A 19981-nucleotide genomic window follows, 5' to 3' on the forward strand; every position below is an offset into this window, starting at 1 on the left:
ATAAAGCCCGTTTTTTCAATAACTTACAGCTTTCTTACAACAATCAGACTTTCTCGCCCCGGCGATCGAGAAAGTAGGCCAAAGCCGGCAGGAATACCACTGCGCCCACCATGTTCCACAAGAACATGAAGGTGAGCAGCAAGCCCATGTCGGCCTGGAACTTGATGGGCGAGAATGCCCAGGTGGCCACACCGATACCCAGGGTAAGACCAGTAAATACCACGGCTTTACCAGTGGACTTCAAGGTCTCGAAGTAAGCGTCAGCAAATGGCATCCCCTCTTTCAAGTACTCCTCAAGCTTGCCATAGATGTAAATGCCGTAGTCCACACCGATACCCACACCCAGCGCGATCACTGGCAAAGTAGCCACTTTCACGCCAATGCCCAATGCAACCATCAGCGCTGAACACAGCAAGGAGGTGAGAGCCAGGGGCGCGATGATACAAATAACAGTGCGCACCGAGCGGAAGGCCAGCCAAACAAGAATGGCCACTACACCATAGACCCAAATCAGCATTTCTGTTTGAGCACGTTCAACCACTTCGTTGGTGGCTGCTTCAATACCGGCGTTGCCAGCTGCCAGTTTAAATACAGCGTCACCCGTGTCGTTTTTGGCAATGAAGTCTTCGGCTGCTGCGACCACGCGCTTTAGCGTGTCAGCTTTGTGATCTTCTAGAAACACGATAATCGGCATGAATGAACAGTCAGCGCTGAACAAACCGTCGGACAAGTTCATGCCACTGATGGTGCCGTTCAACACAAACTGGTTACGGTTCAATGCATTCCATTTCAAGTCGCCCTCACTGTAGGCGCTAATGACAAACTTGGAACGATCGGCCAACGAAATACTGCTTTGTACCCCTGGCACCTGTTCAATCGTCCATTGGAATAAATCGACTGCGGCCAGCGTGTTGTACTTGATACAACCGTCCATCTCGGTTTCAACCATGACCACAAACACATCCGTGCTGGTGGAGTAGTTGTCAGTCACATAGGCGTTGTCGAGGTTGTAACGGGAATCCGCACGCAATTCGGGAGCGCCTTTGTCAAGGTCACCAATTTGCACGTTGGCATTGCCCCACAGGCCCACGGCCAACAAAGCCAACCCAACCGCCAAGGCTGCCTTGGCCATTTTGGCTTGCGCAAAACCAGCCAGAAAGTGCCACAGCTTGTTACTGCCAGACTCGTCTTGCTGCAGCTTGGCAACAGCTTTTTCGTCCACACCGGTATAGCTCATGATTAGAGGCAACAACACCAGGTTGGTCAGAATAATGACCGCCACACCCACCGACGCTGCAATGGCCAAATCGCGAATCACTGGGATATCAATCACCATCAGAGTCGCAAAGCCGAAACCATCCGACACCAGCGCAGTTAAACCGGCGATGTACAAGCCACGGAAAGCCAAACGGGCTGAGTCTAGCCTGTTGTGCCCTTCACCTTGCTTGTGAGCAATCGCGCCCACGACCTGCACGCCATGGCTTACACCGATCGCGAACACCAGGAAAGGTACCAACATCGAATATGGATCAAGCCCCATGCCCATGGCATTGAGCAAACCCAGTTGCCAAACAACGGCAATGATTGAACAAGCCAATGTGGCCACTGTGCTTTTTACACTGCGGGAGTATATGAAAAGCATGATCAAAGTAATGATCACGGCGATGCCAAAAAACATCACCACTTGGGTTGCGCCTTCAATGAGGTCACCTACAATTTTCGCGAAACCAGTGACGCGGATTTCAATTTTGTCGGAATTGAATTCGTTCCGCAGTTCGGTTTCAATGCGCTCAGAGAATTCTTTGTAGTCCAGGCGATTGCCGGTTTCAGGATTAATCTCCAGCAAAGGCAGGTACACAATGGTACTTTTGAAATCATTGCCCACCAAACGGCCAATTTGCCCGGAAAGCTCAACGTTCTGGCGCACAAGCGCAATGCTTTCTGCATCACCGTTGTAAGTAGCAGGTATTACCTGCCCGCCCTCGAGCCCCTCCTCGGTGACTGATGTCCAACGCACATTGGCTGTCCAAAGCGAGGCCATTTCCGGACGATTCACACCGGGAATGTAAAAAGCTTTGTCGGTCACCTGCTTCAGTGTTTCAAGGTATTCGGCGTTGAAAATGTCGCCTTCCTTGGCTTGTACAGTGACGCGTACCACGTTACCGAGGCTGGTGAGATCAGCACGGTTTTCAAGAAAGTTAACCACATACTCGTGGTTGGTTGGGATCATTTTCTCAAAGCTGGCCGCCACTTTCAGTTGCGTGGCCTGCCAGGCCAGCACGATTGTTGCGATCAGCATCAGCAACATGACCAAGGGTCGCTTGCTGAAAATCAATCGCTCGGCCAAAGGGGCTTTGGTTTTTGTTGAGTCTGGAGAAGTCATTGTTCTAGTGCGTCCGAGTGTTGGGTCCGTTATTTGAATTCAGACAGGGGCAAGGTTTTGAAACCACGCAGACCCGCCAACAGAATTTCCTGATCGTTTAGCTGCACGACGCTCGCTGAAGGTAACTTGTCAGCTCGACGTGTGACCTGAATGGAGCGGAAGTCGTCTGTGCTTCGTGCCAAAATTCCGCGCGAACCGACCACCACCATCGAGCCATCAGCCAACACAGTAGCGCCACTGAAAGTCTCTCTCAATTTGGTGTCCACCTCATCCCACTGATCGCTACCGAATGGCAGGCGGAATGCATGGCCACGCAGTCCCACAGCCACCACTGTGCGGGTGTCGGGTGCTTCCAGCAGTGCAAAGACTGAGCCGTCGTAATCAATTTTTTTGTTGATCCACGTTTCGCCTTCATCGGCGCTCACCAGCACAGTGCCTTGCTCGCCAGCCACCCAGATTTCGCCGGTTTTGGAAAGCAACATGGTGTTCAAGTGGTAATTGTTGGGGTTGCTGGTTCGGTCGCCCAAGTAAGTCCAGCTTGCACCTTGGTCGGTGCTTTTCAGCAATTGGCCGTAAGCACCTGCCACGAATACATTGCCGTTGCCATTCACAATCACATCAAGCAGCGGCTTGGATGGGCCAACATCAAGGTCGCCTTGCGCGGTGTCCACCACGAATGCAGCTTCTTCGGCTGCCACTTCCAATGCCTCGCGCACATCTTCGGGTGCATTCTCGGGCAAGTTGTCTACTTGTTCTTGCAGCGCGTCCGCTTTGGCTTGCACAATGTCGAGCACAAACTGGTTAATGGTTCCACCGTCGATCAACTTGACCCAGTTCACACCACCATCTTCGGTTTTCAGTACCACACCATCGTGGCCCACTGCGTAGCCCACCGCGTCATTGGCAAAAGCAACAGATGTAAGCGTAACGGACACAGGTACCTTGCCCGCAGTCCAGGTTTGCCCGTTGTCTTCGCTTTTCAGAATTTGACCAAACTCACCCGCCGCGAACAGGTTTTTACCGATTCGCTCAACATCAATCAGCAATGAGCGGGTTGCATTCACGCTAGGAATTGCCGGTATTTGCAGGAGGTCAACTTTGGCTGTAGACAGACTGCCATAGGTAATTAAACCTGCGCACAACATGGCGCCCAGTAGCAGCGTGGAGGCCGCTTTGTTGGGAAAACGATTCCGGAGAAACATTGAAGATCCTTTGAAATTAAAAAAGGCTACAAAGGGACCCTGCCCCCTTGTAGCCTAATTGACTGACGATTACTGAACGCCGAGTCGACGCAGGCCGGCCGGTGTGTAGTTGGCGCGGTCTGGCGTGAAGTCGAATACGAAGGGCTGTTCCGCTTCATTGGTCAAGCCAATGGTGAGATAACGGCCCGCTTGCAAGTCGTACAAGGCTTCAGCAGCGTAGAAAGGAACCATTTCGTTGTAGTACTGAATGTTGTGGGCTTCAGCAACGCGCCACAATGAACCCTTGCCATCGTAGTGATCAATGATGGAGGCTTGCCAGTTGTCTTCGTTCACGAAGAACACGCGCTTGGCGTAAATGTGGCGTGCATCACTCTTCAAGGTTGCTTCCACTTCCCACACGCGATGCAACTCATAGCGCAGATGCTCTGGGTTCATGTGCAGCGGTTGGTGAATTTCCTTGTAGGTCAGCTTATTGTTGGCCAGGCGATAAGCATTGTAAGGAATGTACATTTCCTTCTTGCCCTTCAACTTCCACTCGTAACGGTCTGGTGCGCCGTTGTACAAGTCGTAGTTGTCGGTTGTACGCAGACCATCAGCCGCTGTACCTGGTGAGTCGTAAGCCACTTGAGGTGCACGGCGAACACGACGCTGACCCGCGTTGTACTGCCAGGCACGGCGGCCTTCCTTCACTTGGTCCAGTGTGTCGTGCACCAACAGCACGTTACCGGACACAGACACCGGGCTCTTCAGGATTTGATAGAAGTAGAAGTTAATGTTTTCATCTTCACCGGCCTTGTAGAAGTTAGGCAGGTTGCGAGGGAACACCAAGGTATCTTCAATGCGGTTGATAATGAATGTGCCGTCGCGCTCAACGGGCACCTGCACGAAATCGCGTTTGGCTGCACCACCGCGATAACGGGTCAAGTGGTTCCAGATGACCTCAACGCCATTCTGTGGCATTGGGAATGGAATGGCCTGCTCAAAACCAACCACGGAGTTACCGTCGTTTTCAGTTTTTGCGTTGGTTGCGTTTTTCTTTGCGGCATCCAGCACTTTCTTGGGGTAAGCCGTTGTGCGATGGGTTTTGTACACATTCATTTTGAATGTGGGGTACTTCTTCAGCATTTCCAGCTGGCCTGGCGACAGGTTGGCCTTGTACTGCTCAGCGTTTGCACCCGTGATGGTGAACAATGGCTTTTCATTGGCGAACGGATCGACCAAGTGTTGACCTGGCTTGTAGCCTGCCGGCGCCTTGGTGAGGCCACCGGTGTAGGCAGGAATGGTACCAGCGGCGTTGCCCGCTTTTTCAGCACCAAATTCAGTCAGGGTTGTGCCCAGCTTTGCCGCTTCTTGCGCGCTGACAGCCGCTTGCGCGGTGCCAACAGCAAACAAGCTTGCCAGAGCCAGTGCTGTGAGTTTTGTTTGAAACTTCAACATAAAAATTCCTCCAGTGTGTCTCTGTTCTTAGAATGAGTAGGATGCGCTCAACGAGATGAAATCGCGGTCGCGAAGAACATCGTAGTTGGCCGCGTTGGTGAACGTGGTGTAATTGATTGATGCCTTGGTGTTGGCGTCAAACTCAAAGCCCAAGCCCAAGCCCACTGACTGGCGGCCTTCGTTAAATGACTGACCTGGCTCGGGTGAATAACCATCCACATCATGTGACCAAGCAAGGCTTGGGATCAAATCGATACCCAGGAATACGTCACGGTAAGTCGCCTGTGTACGCAGGCGATAACCCCACGCGAATTCGGTCACGAAGCCGTTTTTATCACCGCTTGCACCAGCTGAACCGAATATGGCCTGACGACCATATCTGATACCAGAGGTAGCGTTACTTGTAGTCACTTCTGGCAAGTCGTCCACGAAAACAGCAGCGGCTTCAGCAACCAACACCACCTGGCTTGAGCCCAAAGCACGGTCAAAGGTTTTAATGAACGTGTTTTGAATTTGGGTGACATCAAATCGGTCAAAGCCGTTCACGATGGTGTTATTGGGTGCACTACTGATACGTTGAGTAAGCGCAGCGGGCGCGCTGCCAGGCGCACCGTTGGTCAAACCGGCAGCCAACAAATCGTTGGCATTGATTTGAATGGGCTGATCTTTGGCCATGGACACTTCACCTGACCAGGCCCAACCACCCACATTTGTCGCAAAGCTTGCGCCAAAAACCTGTTGATCTTCCGGATAGTCAATAACATAACCAGAAGTTGAGGTTGGACCGAACGTTGCGCCCGTTGGCGCGCCCGGTGTTTGGCCGATATTCCCTTTGCTCAGGCTGGCCAAGGGTAGTCGACTATGGTATTGCATGGCGTAAACACCAAGCTCGGCATCAAGCTCTTCAAAGTAGCTGCGAAGTGCCAAACCAAACTGCCCGCCATCATCAGGCTGACGATCCTGCACTCGGTTTACAAAAGTACCAAACTGGAAGTTTTGCTGGTCAGTAATGGTTTGACCAGCAAGAGGTCCTGAGGCCAATGGTCCTCCCTGAAATGCCAGCCGGTCGCAACCATCCGCTACAAAATCTGATGTTGAGAAGTAAGTACCGCAGCCCTCAGGAACTGTTTTGCGCCATTTCAATTGCACAAAACCTTCCAGGCTTGTTGTGTCTGTTAAACCCAAGTTGGCATACAACATTTCAGAGGGTGTAAAGCCTTCTTTCAATTCCGCGCCCGGGCGACGGAATGCAGAAACGTCCAATGTGTTCAAACCAGCGATAGGACTCAGAATGAAAGTGCTTTCACCCCAGCTGATCACTTGCTTACCCAAACGCAAATCGAGTGGCATACCGCCTACATTGGTGTTGATGTATCCAAAAGCATCTAATAAATCTATGCCGTCAAATCGGGCGTAGGGATGGAACCCGCTATCTTCTAAACGCTGATTACGCGCATTACTCGTTGGCTCATGACCATGGAAAACATCTTTTTTACTCAGGGTGTGGTCGTAGAACCATTTCACGCGGGTGAAGAAACCGTAATTGTCTTTCTTCAGTTCAAAGTCATGAACGCCTTTGATAATGGTCGAAAAGGTATCTCCCTTTTGAAAATTTAGATTGCCGTCATCACCCGTGTTTGAACGCCCCGTTCCACGAACACCACCAGCAGTTGTATTGTTCGCTGAAATAAGAGCTGCATCTTGCCCTTCAATCCGGAAACTGGTACCTGCGGACACAGTTGAGTTCACGCTAAGGTCGAAATCACCAATTTGAAAATTGGCAGCCTGCACAGGCATTACAGCCGAGGCAAACAGCCCCGCTGTAATCATGTTGCGCACGGCAACGTGTGTTCTTGTTTTAGTAAAAGAATGTTTATTCATGTAGCCCCCAAATAATTATCTAGTTCGCAGACGAGATACGCCTGCAATTGCCGAACAGCCCTCAGACCGAGGATGTCGGAAAATCAACTGAAAAATCGAATAGTTGTTCCGGCCTGCTAGAGGCGCGAACCAACCTTATGGGGAACTTCGAGAACCTTGAGAAAAATAAGACATGTCACCTCCAGTAATTGCACCTTGATTGATGCTTTTTGCTAATTTTTTGCTTAGTGTAAAGCAGCTTTCCAAAAAATAAAACCGTAATTACAGTTTTAATAATTTAGAGCGCCTTATCTAAAAATGTACCACCGGAGTAACATGAAATGTTGCGCGAATTGTCAATAGTCGCAATTTAGTAGTAATTTCACTACAGGGCTTGTCAGGACTCGATTCCGAGGTATCGACTTACCACATTCTGAATTCGCGTTTCGAATTCTTGGGTGCGGAATTTAATTGGGCCCGAGTCGCGCAGGCGGGCATTGTGAAGCGCACCGTAAACCACCTGAATGGCGAAAGCCAAGGCCCGCAATGGATCTGGGTGGACGGCGCTGTCGATGTGCAGCAGCAGGGGCTTTGAAACTGTGGTGATGAAACCGAAACCCACATCTCGCATGGGAGTGGATTCAATGAAGCCCTTGGATTCGCGAATAAACGCTTCAGTCAAGATTGAACTGTATTCACCCTGAAAAATACCTACAAGAAAGCTGACCACCTCATCGCAAATTAACTTACCTTCAACCCCGACCCAGTTGCGGTCATCAAACTGGCTGGCAGCGCTCATCAGGAGCTCTTGGCAGCTTTCGGCAATCAAGGCGTCAAAGTAGCTTTCTTTGTCTTCAAAACGGCTGTAAAACGAGCCCACCGTGCAACCAGCTTCGGTGCAAATGTCTTTGATGGAAATTTCCTCAAGCACGCGGGTGTGTAAAAGCTTGCGCCCGGCCTTAAGAAGATCATGCCGTTTTTGAAGACTGCGCGCCTGCATGGCTGGGCGCACACCTTGGGTATTTTCTATAGCTTCAGCTTTGGCTTGGTTTTTCACTGGAAATGAGAGCGCCCACGTGGAGTGGGCGCTGCATGTAATCAATTAACAGCCGGATTATGGCATTAAATTTTGTAATGTGGGTAAATTCACAGTGCCACGCAGTGCCACCAGAGGCGTGATCAAGTCGCGAGAGGCCGTTGCCAAATACTGTGGGTGGTAGCCATAAACCAGCAGACCCAGTGTTTCGCCTTCAGCCAAACGTTCGGCCACGCCGGTCATTTCTACATGGCGCTTGCCAAAACCTCGAATGGGTGTGACTTGGTCATCGATCAGGCGCCAGGCTCCGTTGCGATTCACACCCAAACCAACGAACAACATGGGATCACAACCCGGCTCAAGCCCGGCCAGGCCAATTGGCGACATGGCTGAGCCTGAGTAAATTTGATTGCACACTGGATTCATCAACATGTCGGCAGGTGGCGCGATCTCGAACGTTGCAGTTGGAATGCCAGCCACCACATTCCTGCCTTCGGGCAATTCAATGGGCATCACCGCAGGTGCAAACGGATAACGCAAAATGCCGGTCACCGCACTGGTGAGCACATTCAGTGGATCAGCCCCAGGCGTAAAATCAATGGCAACTGGCTGAATATTGCTGTTGGTCGCTTGGCCCTTGGCTTGCGGCCCCAGGTTGCTGAACAATGTGGTTTCATTCACCCACACTGCGGCGTTTTCACTGGCCGTGCCTTGTCCCACGTCGTCATTCAGGCTCAGGCAAACCTTGCCTTTGTTCGCGGCCAAGGTTGTGAACGCATTCGACTCGCTGGTATTTTTGATGGCAGCAGCCTCTTGAGGTGTAAACAACTTCTCCACGAGAAAAGCGAATTGAGCCTCGCGAATTGACAGATCGCCGCAAGCAAATGGACCACCAGGCTTCTGGAATTCGATTTCATTTAGACCATTTTGTGCGCCCTGCTCAGTCAGATCAGCAAGACCGGGAACCGTCGATGGTGAAAGGGGCAAAATATGACCGCTTTGATGAGTTAGCAAACGTACATCCGCTTTTTTGCCTTTGTCATCCTCAAGCGCTCGGTAGCAACTGAAATTGTGGAACGCGTCGTTGAAGTTAAACAGAGTATCCCGAAAGCCCTGGGTGAAAAGAATATCAACAGGATCGGGCTTCTTCTGGGCCAAACCGGGTGTCACCTCACTTTGAAGGAAGGTTTGTGCACCAGCTGCTTCAGCATCACACCAATAGCTTGGGCTGTGGTAACGGAAAAACTCGAGCGCACCTTCCGGAAAACGATTGGCAGTAGCGCCACGCAACAGGGTTTCGCGGATTAAATTGTCTTGCCCACTGGTTTGCACGGCCATTGGGTCGCCCGCTTGCAGCTTCGGGCTCAGCGAGCCCGATTCTCCACCGGCCACCAACAACAAAGCCCAGCCCGATTTTACGGTGCCTGTGGGTTTGGTATTGCCTTCGGCGGGTTCAAAGTTTTCAATTCCATAAGCGCCGCCGGGATTCAGACTGTAACGCAGGTCGTTCCAAGCAATATCGGGAGTAAGTACATCAAGCCGCTTCAGTGGATCAATGTTGTGAATCAGCAATTGATAACCACCACCGTAGCTGCCCCCCGTTGCCCCCAATACCATATTGAATTTGCGATCGCCCGCGGGCTTTGAGGCTTTGGCGTAGCGCAGCCAGTCCAGGTTGGCCTCGGCCCAGTCCAGAATTTGCAGTAAATCCTGCCCTTCAAAGTCGGGATCAAGAACGCGGACAGAGCCACCACTCTCTCCAAAACCACGCTGATCAATACTGATAACACCCGCGCCCGCTTCGATGAGGTCTCCCATAATGCCACGTGGGCTGTTTGCGCGTGAACCACCGTAACCATGGCCTTCCAGAACCAATGGATTGCCCTTTTCGCAGTTGAATGTAGCAGGCTCAAACACGGTAAATGCAATATTGTGACCACTGGCGGATTGCAGGTTAACGCTGTAAATGCCACCGCCTTCACGAGGCTGCTCAGCATTGGTGCTGCAAGCCGGGGCGGTGAAGTCGCGGAGAGTGTCTTCGAAGTCCGGGTTCTTGGAACCGGAAAGAACAAACTCGGGCTGCTCCGTCACCTCGTTGGGGTTAGTGGGATTATTTGGGCCAGCCACACCCAAGGGAGCATCGTCGCTGCCACAGGCTGAAAGGCCCAAGGTGGCGCCCAAAAGGGCAACGAGCAATAGTTTGCTGAAGGGTACTACGGTCATGAGTGTCTCCTGCCATCTCCGCCCTATGTAAATTGGGCTTTGTGGATTTGTGTTTGTATCCACTTGTTACCGGGAGATGACAGGATTTAGATGTGCCCGAAGTGTCGCTAAGCCGACACTAGGTCGACACTAAGCAGCCCCACGACCGATTTATACCTGATGGTACATGCGATACCAGGCGGCAAACTCGGCAATGCCTTGCGCCAAGGGGGTGACCGGCCGGAATTGTGTGGCCAATTGCAAGGCACTAACATCGGCGCAGCTTTGGCTTTTCTCCAGAATTGGACCCGTGATGTATTCCTTCATGGCGGTTTTGTCCAAAGCATGTTCAAGCGCTGCGATCAATTCTTCAATCGACACAGGCAGGCTGTTGCCCACATTCAAAATTCGCCAGGGCGCATTGCTGGTGGCTTGATCAGGGGCTTCAACAAGCCACACCGGGTTAGGCTCAGCCGGTGTGTCGCTGGCACGCAATACCGCTTCAACCAAATCGGAAATGTAGGTGTAATCGCGGGTGTTGCGGCCGTCGTTGTAAATTTGAATAGGCTTGCCTTCAAGAATACGTTTGGTAAACGCAAACAGCACCGAATCGGGCCGCCCCCAGGGGCCATACACCGAGAAGAACCTAAGACCAGTGGTGGGCAAATTAAACAGGTGGCTGTAGGAGTGGGCCATTAATTCGCAGGCACGTTGGGTGGCTGCATCCAGGCGCTGCGGGTGATTGGCGCTGTCGCACTCGCTCATGGGTTTCTGAAAACCCGCGCCGTACACGGCATGGCTGCTGGCGTAGGTTAGGTGGTGAATTTTGAAATGGCGGCAGGCTTCCAACAGCGACACAAAACTGTTGATGTTGTTGTGCACGCATTCGGCGGGTTTGTCTTGCGACAAAAATTTGTCGGTTTGACCCGCCAGGTGAATGACGCGCTGAACCTTGTAAGTTTCAAGGCATTCATGCAGTTGAGTGCTGTCGCAAAGGTCGGCACGCACAGTGTGGTATTTCGAACCCGTGGCCTTGGCGATTTCATCAAGCATGGTCAAGCGCTCGCGCTTGAGCCGGGTGTCGTAATGGCTGTTCAGTGAATCAAAACCGATTACCTTGTCGCCTCGCTCAAGCAATGCCTTGGCCGTGTGAAAACCGATGAAACCGGCATGGCCGGTGACCAGTACAGTTTGCTTCTGGCGGGCCTGTTTCACCAAGCCTGGATCGACCGCCTCAAGCTCGGCCAATTCTTTGGTTTGAAGTTCCTCTGCTTTGGGTGCTGCATTTTTGAGCTGATCCGGGGCCGGGAAGGCCTCCATTTTGATTCCCATATTGGTTCTGCGTGCGCGGTAGAGGATCCTAACCTTACCCGAAACCGATTGATTGTCAATCGGCTTGTTAATTCACTGAGCGCCTTTTCAATGCGGGGTCCAACATGGCGAGAAGCCTCTCAAGGCAGTCCGAAACACTGAGTGCTTGAGTTTGCAGCACCAGATTCGGATTCCCTGGTGCCTCGTACGCAGCGCTGATTCCGGTGAACTGTGTAATGTCGCCGCCGCGCGCCTTGCGATACAAGCCTTTAGGATCGCGTTGTTCGCACACCTCCAGGGGCGTGTTCAAATACACCTCAAAAAACTGACCTTCATTGAACAAGGAACGTGCTTTGTTGCGGCTTTCCGCCTGCGGCGAAATAAGCGACACAATGACGACCAGACCAGCGTCGACCATCAATTTACTCACCTGCGCTGTGCGCTGTACATTGGTGGCACGGTCTTCTGGCGAGAAACCAAGATCGCTGTTCAAACCAAGGCGCAAGCTGTCGCCATCCAGCACGGCGGTGTGAATACCCTTGCGACGCAAAGCATCGTCAAGCGCGAATGCAAGCGTGGTTTTCCCCGCACCGCTCAAGCCGGTGAACCACACCACGCATGCGGCATGCTGCTTTAACAATTCATGCTGGCACGGGGAGATCATTTTGCGCACAGGTGATCAGTTGCGGGTGTTGGGCTTCATCCAGGTTCATGATCACCCCATTTTGACAATCTGGAATGACAACGGTGTCAAAAAACTCGCGTGCAGCACCTTCAAAAGTAACCGCCTGAATAACCTGGCCTGTTTTCAAATTGACGGCGAGCAGCTGACAACGGTCTGGCATTCGCAGCGCTTTCAAGCGGTCATGCAAGGGAAAATTGGGTATGTAGCCATCGTGCCTCGGTTTGCTGATACCAAAAATGGCATAGTCGCCAAAAAAGCTTAAACCCCGGCCATAGCCACCAACAAATGCAATGCAATCGTAGCGACCGCTAGCCAAGTCAATACGCCCTATTTCGCCGGCACCGCTGTTTAAAACATACAACTCGCCGTTGTACAAACGTGGGCTGTGTGGCTGAACCAACCCGGTGCACACGGCTTCTTGATCGCTTGTTGACCAAACCTGCCCACTGTTGAATGGCAAGTTGCGCCAACCTTGTGGCTCGGCGGTTGCAGCAAACATGCTGACGTATTTCAATTCACCTCGGTCCATACAAAGACCATTGAGGTGGCAACAATCCTCGGGGGTTAATTGGGTGATGAACTTGGGTTGCCACACGGGCTTGAAGCTGTGCACCGGGCTGGTGGATGCAATGCAGCTGTATCGTGCTGCGACAAAAAGTGGCTGCCCATGCTGATCAAAATCAAGTTCATGAGTATCCAGGTTGCCCGTGAAATGAATACTGCGCGGACTGTAGCTACGCTGGTAAACCGGACTGGACACTTGTGGGTGAGCCAGTAAATCGTAATACAGGCGAATGTCTGTTTTGCAGGCCACCGCCAGGTGGTTACCGTGAATGGCCATGCCCATGCACAGGGGAAACTTGACCACATGAAAATTCAAACTGCCAGGGTTTGACGCACTCAATACATGCAAGTCGCCCATGCTGCGCGTACCCAATAACACGGTAAAACCGAGTTTCTGCTGCAACTCAATCCACTCGGGGTCACAATGCACCTGCGTGTGCGCTAAAGAGTTGGTTGGCTGAACAAGCTGGTTTTGCACTGTCGCACCTTCGTTTGAAGAATGATAGGAACAGCACCAGATTATTCGAGCCTGAAGGTTTCGCCTTCACCCTTCACGGTTACCCCATTTTGATCCAGCTGGCTTTGATCGATTTGCCAGCAGCGATCACCTTCACCTGATTGCCTTCGGCATACAGTTCTATGCCCTCACTGGCCACCGACACCACTTTGGCTTGCCCGGCATTCACAATCACTGTTGCCGTGGCATAGCTGCCATCCAACGCGCTGGTGCTCACCGTGTAGTGACCATCTGATTTGGCAGCAAACAGCACGGCAGGCAAGCCCACGCCGGCATAAACCTGAGCCGACCCGGTATTCACTTGTTCGGCCCGCACCGTATTAGCTACAGCTGAATTGGCCTTTAAGTTATTCACTTCGAGATCTGTAATTCGCGCCATTTCCGCTTCAAGCCGCTGGGAATACACTGAATTAGCCCGTAGTTGCTGTGCAGTAAAGTTGCTCACTTTCAATTCCACCGCATTCACGGCCAGCACCGAACCATCTTCAGACTCGCTGAAATTTCGCGCCCAGCGTGCATTGATGTTGTTAATCAAATCTGAATTGTTTTTTACCTGCCCATCAAGATTAAACAAGGCGTCATCCAGCCGCTCAATTGCCGCTGAATTGGTTTGAATGGCCACAGTATTCTCGGCAATTTTCTGAATGTTCAAATCAATTGCAGTCTGCATACCATCCATGCGTTTGCTGGTGTCGGTTCTCCAGCTTTCAAGCGATGTAATGCGAGTGTCATGTTGATTGATCCGGTCATCCAGCACTGTGATTCGCTGGCCTTGATCTGCCACAGTTTTGTCGAGTACTTTCACCTGCTTGCTTAACTGCCCAACACCCATGGCTGCCATGGCACCCAAAGCGCTGTAGTCCACCGACATCATGCCATCGGCGCGGGTTGCCACTGCCTCAGGAAACAGGCCCTGAATTTCTTGCGCAATGACACCAATGCGCCGCCCCAGGTTGGGATTGGCGAGATATTCATAACTGTAAGTTTGCAGTTGTTCAAGCCTGCTTAAAACAGAACCGGAATCTTGCGCCCGAATATTGGTTTTGAGCCTGCGATCGGAACTGACGTTGAAGGCTGTGGCTTGCATGTAACCACTTGCGATGACATCGCCATTGCCTGCTACGCGGAATACAGGATTGAAAGAATTATCCGGGTTGAGTCGCCCCACCTGCAGCTCATCTCCGGTTGCCTCACCAAAGGTTTTGATGTTATCCCCGATCGATATTCGCAGAATGGATTGATCAAAAGCTGGATTAAAACGATAAATAGACAATCTATCGGTGGACTCCGAGTCTGGTCCAAAGTGTAACGAATGGTTGGTGGAAATTTGAGCCCCACCCGTTGCGTACAGCGTGGACGAAAAATTGGAAACACCGGCGACATGAAAAATGGTATCGGAAATAGTGTCGTTGCGCGATGTTGTTCCAATGACCACCTGATCATTCACGGAAGAGACAACACCGTCTTTGCCTGCGCCCAAAGCGCCCAACACCAGCGTATTCGATGTAGTGACCCTAGCAAATGCGCCGATTGCGGAGGCATAGTTCAGGTTGTTCAGCAACACATCACTTGACCGCCCCAATCCCATGTTGTAACTGCCCGTTGCATTGCCGAACAGGGCATTCATACCCAAAGACACATTGGAATTGCCCGTGGTGTTGGAGTACAAGGAATTCAAGCCCACCGCAGTGTTGTCAAAACCAGTGGTACTGCCAAACATGGAGTAAGTACCCAAGGCGGTATTGTTCAAGCCCGTGGTGTTGTTCTGCAAAGTGTTGCGACCCAGCGCTGCGTTGTTGTAACCGGTGGTGTTGAATATTAGGCTGTTATAACCCAAGGCACTGTTGTTGTAACCGGTGCTATTGGTCAGTAAGGCATTGCGACCCACTGCGATGTTGTAATAGCCCGTGGTGTTGTTGTTCAAGGCACCGCGACCAACCGCAGCATTGGAATGACCTGTAGTGTTCTCAAAAAGTGCGTTGTCACCCACTGCAGTATTCTCACTGCCTGTGGTGTTTTTAAGCAGTGCATTTGCACCCACTGCCACGTTATTGGAACCAGTGGTGTTACTGAGTAAGGTGTTAAAACCCACTGCAACATTTCGCTCCCCCAGCGTATTACTCAACAGGCTATTCATACCAAAAGCGCTGTTGTAATCACCGCTGGTGTTGGCCAGCAAAGCGTTAACACCGAAGGCGCTATTCTCAAATCCGTCTGTATTGTTCAGCAGCGCGTTCGCGCCAACGGACGTGTTGCGGTATCCGGTGCTTGTATTCCTTTGCGAGTTGTAGCCCATCGCAATATTTTGATAACCCGTGGTGTTGTTGTACAAGGCATCAGGGCCAACTGCTACGTTTTGATAACCCGCGGAGTTGGTATACAAGGCATTGTCGCCAATAGCCACATTTTGATAACCCGTGGTATTCAAGAACAAAGTATTAGTACCCAGCGCATTGTTTTTTGTACCAGTACTGTTGCTATACAAGGCGTTAACACCCACCGCATTGTTACGACTTCCTGCGCTGTTCAAGTTAAGTGCATTGACACCGACACCCACGTTGTCAAAGCCGGTTGTGGTGTTGACCATCGCATACACACCGATTGCGGTGTTGCTGTAACCAGAGGTGTTCCGGTTTAAAGTGTAAGTTCCTACCGCGGTATTGTTTGAACCTGTGCTGTTCAAGGTGAGCGCGTTGAAACCCACGCCTGTGTTGAATATACCGTCGGTATTCACTGCACTTGGCGACAAACTGGTAAGTACTCCCTCGCCGATTGCGACGTTGCCCGCGCGCGGGTCTGCGTCCAACGCGTTAATACCCAAAGCCAGACTGCTTTGGGGGTAAGCTGCACCTACAGTGCTTGCAAATGTAAGTGCAGCATCAATATTTGCCTTATTCACTGGCGCAACTTGTTGACCGTTAACATACAAACTTTGAACATCGACACGACCGGCAAACACCGCAGACTGATCCGGTTTCAGCGTGAGCACTGTGTTATATGTTTGGTCACCTATACCACCTGAACTGCCTTGGCCGACACGGAAAATGAGGCCATCCTCCGCACCACCAACATCCACAGAAGTTGAACGAGCACCAGCACGAATTCGAAGGTGATCCCAGCCTGCATCATCCGCGGAGGACATCACACGCAAATCACGTAGCTGCGTGTAGTTTGTAGCAGTACTCGTGTTCAGAAATACATTGCCCGATGCACGCAGCCCACCAGTCACCTGAAGTTTATTGCCGCTGCCATCGTCGCTAGTTGCACCCATCACGATGTTATCGATGGTGCGGCCCAGAACAACCGTGTTGGAGGTGGTTACTGAAGAATCATTACCAATGGTGACAGCATAGGAGAGTGCATCGCCTATTGTTGCGCCATGGCCCAACGCAATATTGCTGTTGCTGGTCAAAGTACCGTTCGCTGCCAAATCACCAATCAAGATATTTCGATTTCCAGTTGTGATGGTGTTGCCAGAGCGATGACCAATTGCAATGTTGGTATCGCCACTGCTCAACGAGGGCATTGCATAGTGACCCAAAGCCGTATTTGAGTTACCAGTGGTAAGGCTACCCAAAGAGTTGTTACCCACCGACACATGGTAAAGCCCCAAAAACCGGTTCAAAGCGTACGCACCTATGGCAACACTTTCAGAACCATCGGCGTCCACAGCAGCATTGTCACCAATTGCAGTGACCAAACTGCTCGCGTCCATGTAGGCTCCAGCAAAAGCACCCAATGTGGTGTTACCGCCCCCAGTTGAGTTTCGAAATAGAGCGTAATTACCTACTGCTGTGTTATTTGATCCGGTGGTATTCAAGTACATTGAATAGCCGCCCATTGCGGTGTTGTAGTAACCAGTGGTATTTGAGTAAAGCGCATTACTACCCAGTGCGGAGTTGTAATAGCCCGTGGTATTTCTTCTCAACGCGTATGCACCAACCGCCACGTTGTCATAGCCTGTGGTGTTGGCCTGCAAGCTGTAGTAGCCACTGGCCGTATTGTTAACACCGGTGGTATTTGAGAATAAGGACCATGCGCCCGAGGCAGTGTTGTAATAACCAGTTGTATTGCTGTACATGCTTTTATAACCAAGCGCAGTGTTTTCATCGCCGTAGTCGTTGCTGTACAACGCTTGATAACCCACACCCGTGTTCCAGGTGCCCGATTCAGTTCCGTAACCAGTGGTTGCCATTTGCCCAAGCACACCGTCTCCAACCGCAACGTTGCCAGCATTTTTTCGACCAGCCAACGCACCTGCACCAAGCCCTAGGTTGGGTTCTGCATAGAAAGCAGCACCTGTGTCACTTGAGTATTGAAAAGCCAATGTGGCGGGTGTGCCCGCCTGGCTAATTGATACTACGTCAACATTACCGGTGAAAAACGCACCAGCAAATGTGGGTGTGCTGGTGGTCGCTATGTCTTGCGGCAGACTTAATGTAATGCTGCCCGCGCCGTTAACCACATTGATTTGGTTGGCTGTGCCAGTAATATTGCCTAGGGTGTAGCCTGTGCCGTTGCCAATCAGCAACTGGCCATTGATGGCGGCTGAACCATCCACACCCGTACCGCCACGGGCAACCGGCAATATGCCAGTGGTGAAGTTGTTCGCGTTCAAGTTGGTCAAGGTACTGCCATCGCCAGCAAAGGCATTGGCAGTTATGGTGCCCGTGGAAATGACATTGCCACTGCCTGCAATTCGAAACAGCGGTGTATATGTGCTGCGATCCAAAACACTTCTGCCAATTTGAAACTCATCAGCTAAATCGGAGCCAAAATCACCAGGATTGTCGCCAATTGCAATTCGCAAGATACTTTGGTCGGTTGCCGGGTTGGTGCGAGAGATGAAAACAGCATCGGTATTTTGATTCTTGGTACCAAACCTCAGTTCTTGGTCAGTGCTCACCTGCAAGATATCGTTGAAAATGGCGCTGCCACTGAAATTGGCAGTACCATTTACATCAAGCATGGCGCCAGGCAAAATAGGTTCGCCGGTGGTGGAATTCTTACCCAATCCTATGCCCACATTGCCATCACCATCAATGACCAAGCTGTAGTTGCGGCCCGATGTGCCATTGTTCGAAAACGCAATTCCTCCATCGGGCACAGCCCTGTTGTAATCATGCTTTTCAAACAGGATGAAATCCGGATTCCCAAATTCTCTCGAGATTATTTGAAAGCCGTCTTTTTGACCCGGCAGGCCATCTACAGTCAAACTCACAACCTCAGATATCCGGGAAACACTGGCACCCGGCAGTTGCAAGCCGTTGATTTGTACCCCGGTTGGGTCCAGCCTCATGCCATTTGAGCTGCCGGCCCACGGGGCAATTACCAAGGCGCCTGTATCAATTGTGCCTTTGCTAAAATACAAAATCGAGTCGCCTTCGCGGGTAAGTCCGTTAAAGCCACCCAGGGATGACTTGGTGCGAAGCCCCACGATGTTGCCCTCTGAATTGGCAGTCCACGCATTCGTGTTTAAGGGGGTTGTTATGTTCAAGCCAGCATTGAATGTTGATGCACCCGCTACTGTAAGGTTACCGCTGAAGGTCGCGGCAGTGCCCATCAAATCCCCGTTCAATATCATGCCGCCGAATGTGGGCGTGCTGGTGTTGGCAATGTCTTGCGGCAAACTCAGCACTACGTCGCCGTTCATGGCACTTGCAATCACTTGGTTGTTGGTGCCTGCAATACTGAGTACACCTGTGTTGGAAATGGTGATACTGCCAGCACCGTTGAGAACACCAATTCCGTCGCCCGCGCTGATTCCGCCCAAGGCGAAACCTGCGCCGGTACCAATCAGCAAACTGCCCTGCGCAGCGGCACTTGAATCAACGCCGGTACCACCAAATGCAGCACCCAACAGACCACTGTTCACATTGCTTGCATTCAGGTCGGTTAAAGCTGCGCCATTGCCAACAAAACTGTTGGCTGTAACGCTGCTGGTGAATGTGGCAGCGCTTCCAGACAATGCGCCCGTGATGGTTGCACTTGCAGCTTGAAAATCAGCCACCGTGACTTTACCCGTAGTGTAGGCAATGGCACCTGCACCGTTGACTGCGGAATCATCATTGAATTTGCTGGCATCTACAGGCTGCCAGCCACCACCCACATAGCTATAAAGTTTGTTGGTTTCCAGTACCAAGCGGATGTCACCTTCCTCACCTGGCATCGCGGTTAATTCAGCATAGGTACCCACAGCACTTTTGAACTGTTTGGACGATGTTTGCGAAGGTGCAGTCACCTGCACATAATCGTCGCCCAAGCCACTGCGGTTGGCGAGAATGTAAGCGCAACTTGTTTCCATGCCGCCATTTAACCCAGGCGACACCACGGCATACACCAACGGATTTGCCACACCCTGCCCAGCTAGAAAACTGCTGTTGGATGTGGATGCGCTGTTATCCCACGCACAGTAACCCAAAGGCCTGCCAGCACCATCTCGCTGAGGCAGATTCACCGATGAGGGAACCGAGCCCATGTCCACCGGGTAACCACTCACCACGCCACCCATTTCACTGGCCCTTAATACACCATTGAACTCGGCCACATAACCTTGCATGCCTTGGCTTACTTGAGCCACGGTGTTTTTCAGGGTGAACTGGCGAATGAGCTGCGTAGCAGTAAAAGCGGCCGCAGAATCGCCTGAACGGCCCACTGCAGGCGAAATAGCAGCAGCACCCAAACCAAGTGCCACCAAGTAAGGCAAGGCATGCTTTACGGCCAAAACAATTGGTTTCGGTTTAAAACTGACATGGCTAACTTTGGGCTTGTTCTTTTTCATCTA

10 protein-coding genes are annotated in these 19981 nt (G+C 51.5%); all 10 read right to left on the reverse strand.

Features of this window, described 5'->3' with window-relative positions; genetic code table 11:
- Positions 1-43: 43 nt before the first annotated feature.
- The 10 genes from PY990_RS02875 to PY990_RS02920 all read right to left on the reverse strand — a co-directional run bounded on the left by PY990_RS02875 (position 44) and on the right by PY990_RS02920 (position 19978).
- Positions 44-2383: an efflux RND transporter permease subunit gene (locus PY990_RS02875; RefSeq protein WP_275270316.1), complete on the reverse strand. Its 2340-nt coding sequence runs from the start codon at positions 2381-2383 to the stop codon at positions 44-46.
- A 29-nt stretch (positions 2384-2412) separates the two neighbouring features.
- Complete coding sequence (locus PY990_RS02880; RefSeq protein ID WP_275270317.1) at positions 2413-3585, reverse strand: WD40/YVTN/BNR-like repeat-containing protein; 1173 nt, start codon at positions 3583-3585, stop codon at positions 2413-2415.
- A 69-nt stretch (positions 3586-3654) separates the two neighbouring features.
- Complete coding sequence (locus PY990_RS02885) at positions 3655-5022, reverse strand: DUF1329 domain-containing protein (protein ID WP_275270318.1); 1368 nt, start codon at positions 5020-5022, stop codon at positions 3655-3657.
- 27 nt (positions 5023-5049) lie between these two features.
- Complete coding sequence (locus PY990_RS02890) at positions 5050-6903, reverse strand: DUF1302 domain-containing protein (RefSeq protein ID WP_275270319.1); 1854 nt, start codon at positions 6901-6903, stop codon at positions 5050-5052.
- Between the two features lie 376 nt (positions 6904-7279).
- Positions 7280-7939, reverse strand: coding sequence for a TetR/AcrR family transcriptional regulator (locus tag PY990_RS02895; protein WP_275270320.1), 660 nt, complete (start codon positions 7937-7939; stop codon positions 7280-7282).
- 57 nt (positions 7940-7996) lie between these two features.
- Positions 7997-10141 carry a CocE/NonD family hydrolase gene (locus tag PY990_RS02900; protein WP_275270321.1) on the reverse strand — a complete coding sequence of 715 codons (2145 nt, stop codon included), beginning with the start codon at positions 10139-10141 and terminating at the stop codon, positions 7997-7999.
- A 150-nt stretch (positions 10142-10291) separates the two neighbouring features.
- A complete protein-coding gene (locus PY990_RS02905) occupies positions 10292-11452 on the reverse strand; it encodes an NAD-dependent epimerase/dehydratase family protein (RefSeq protein ID WP_275270322.1) in 1161 nt (386 codons plus the stop codon).
- A gap of 67 nt (positions 11453-11519) precedes the next feature.
- Entirely contained in the window at positions 11520-12095 is a 576-nt protein-coding gene (cysC, locus tag PY990_RS02910; protein WP_275270323.1) for an adenylyl-sulfate kinase, read from the reverse strand.
- Positions 12073-13158, reverse strand: a complete 1086-nt coding sequence (locus PY990_RS02915) for a TIGR03032 family protein (RefSeq protein ID WP_343075063.1) — start codon at positions 13156-13158, stop codon at positions 12073-12075. The genes cysC and PY990_RS02915 overlap by 23 nt, the downstream gene beginning before the upstream one ends.
- Positions 13159-13237: 79 nt before the next feature.
- On the reverse strand, positions 13238-19978 hold the full coding sequence (locus tag PY990_RS02920; protein WP_275270324.1) for a tail fiber domain-containing protein: 6741 nt from the start codon (positions 19976-19978) through the stop codon (positions 13238-13240).
- Between the last annotated feature and the right edge of the window lie 3 nt (positions 19979-19981).

It is taken from the genome of Limnobacter olei, assembly GCF_029087225.1.
Classification (GTDB): domain Bacteria; phylum Pseudomonadota; class Gammaproteobacteria; order Burkholderiales; family Burkholderiaceae_B; genus Limnobacter; species Limnobacter olei.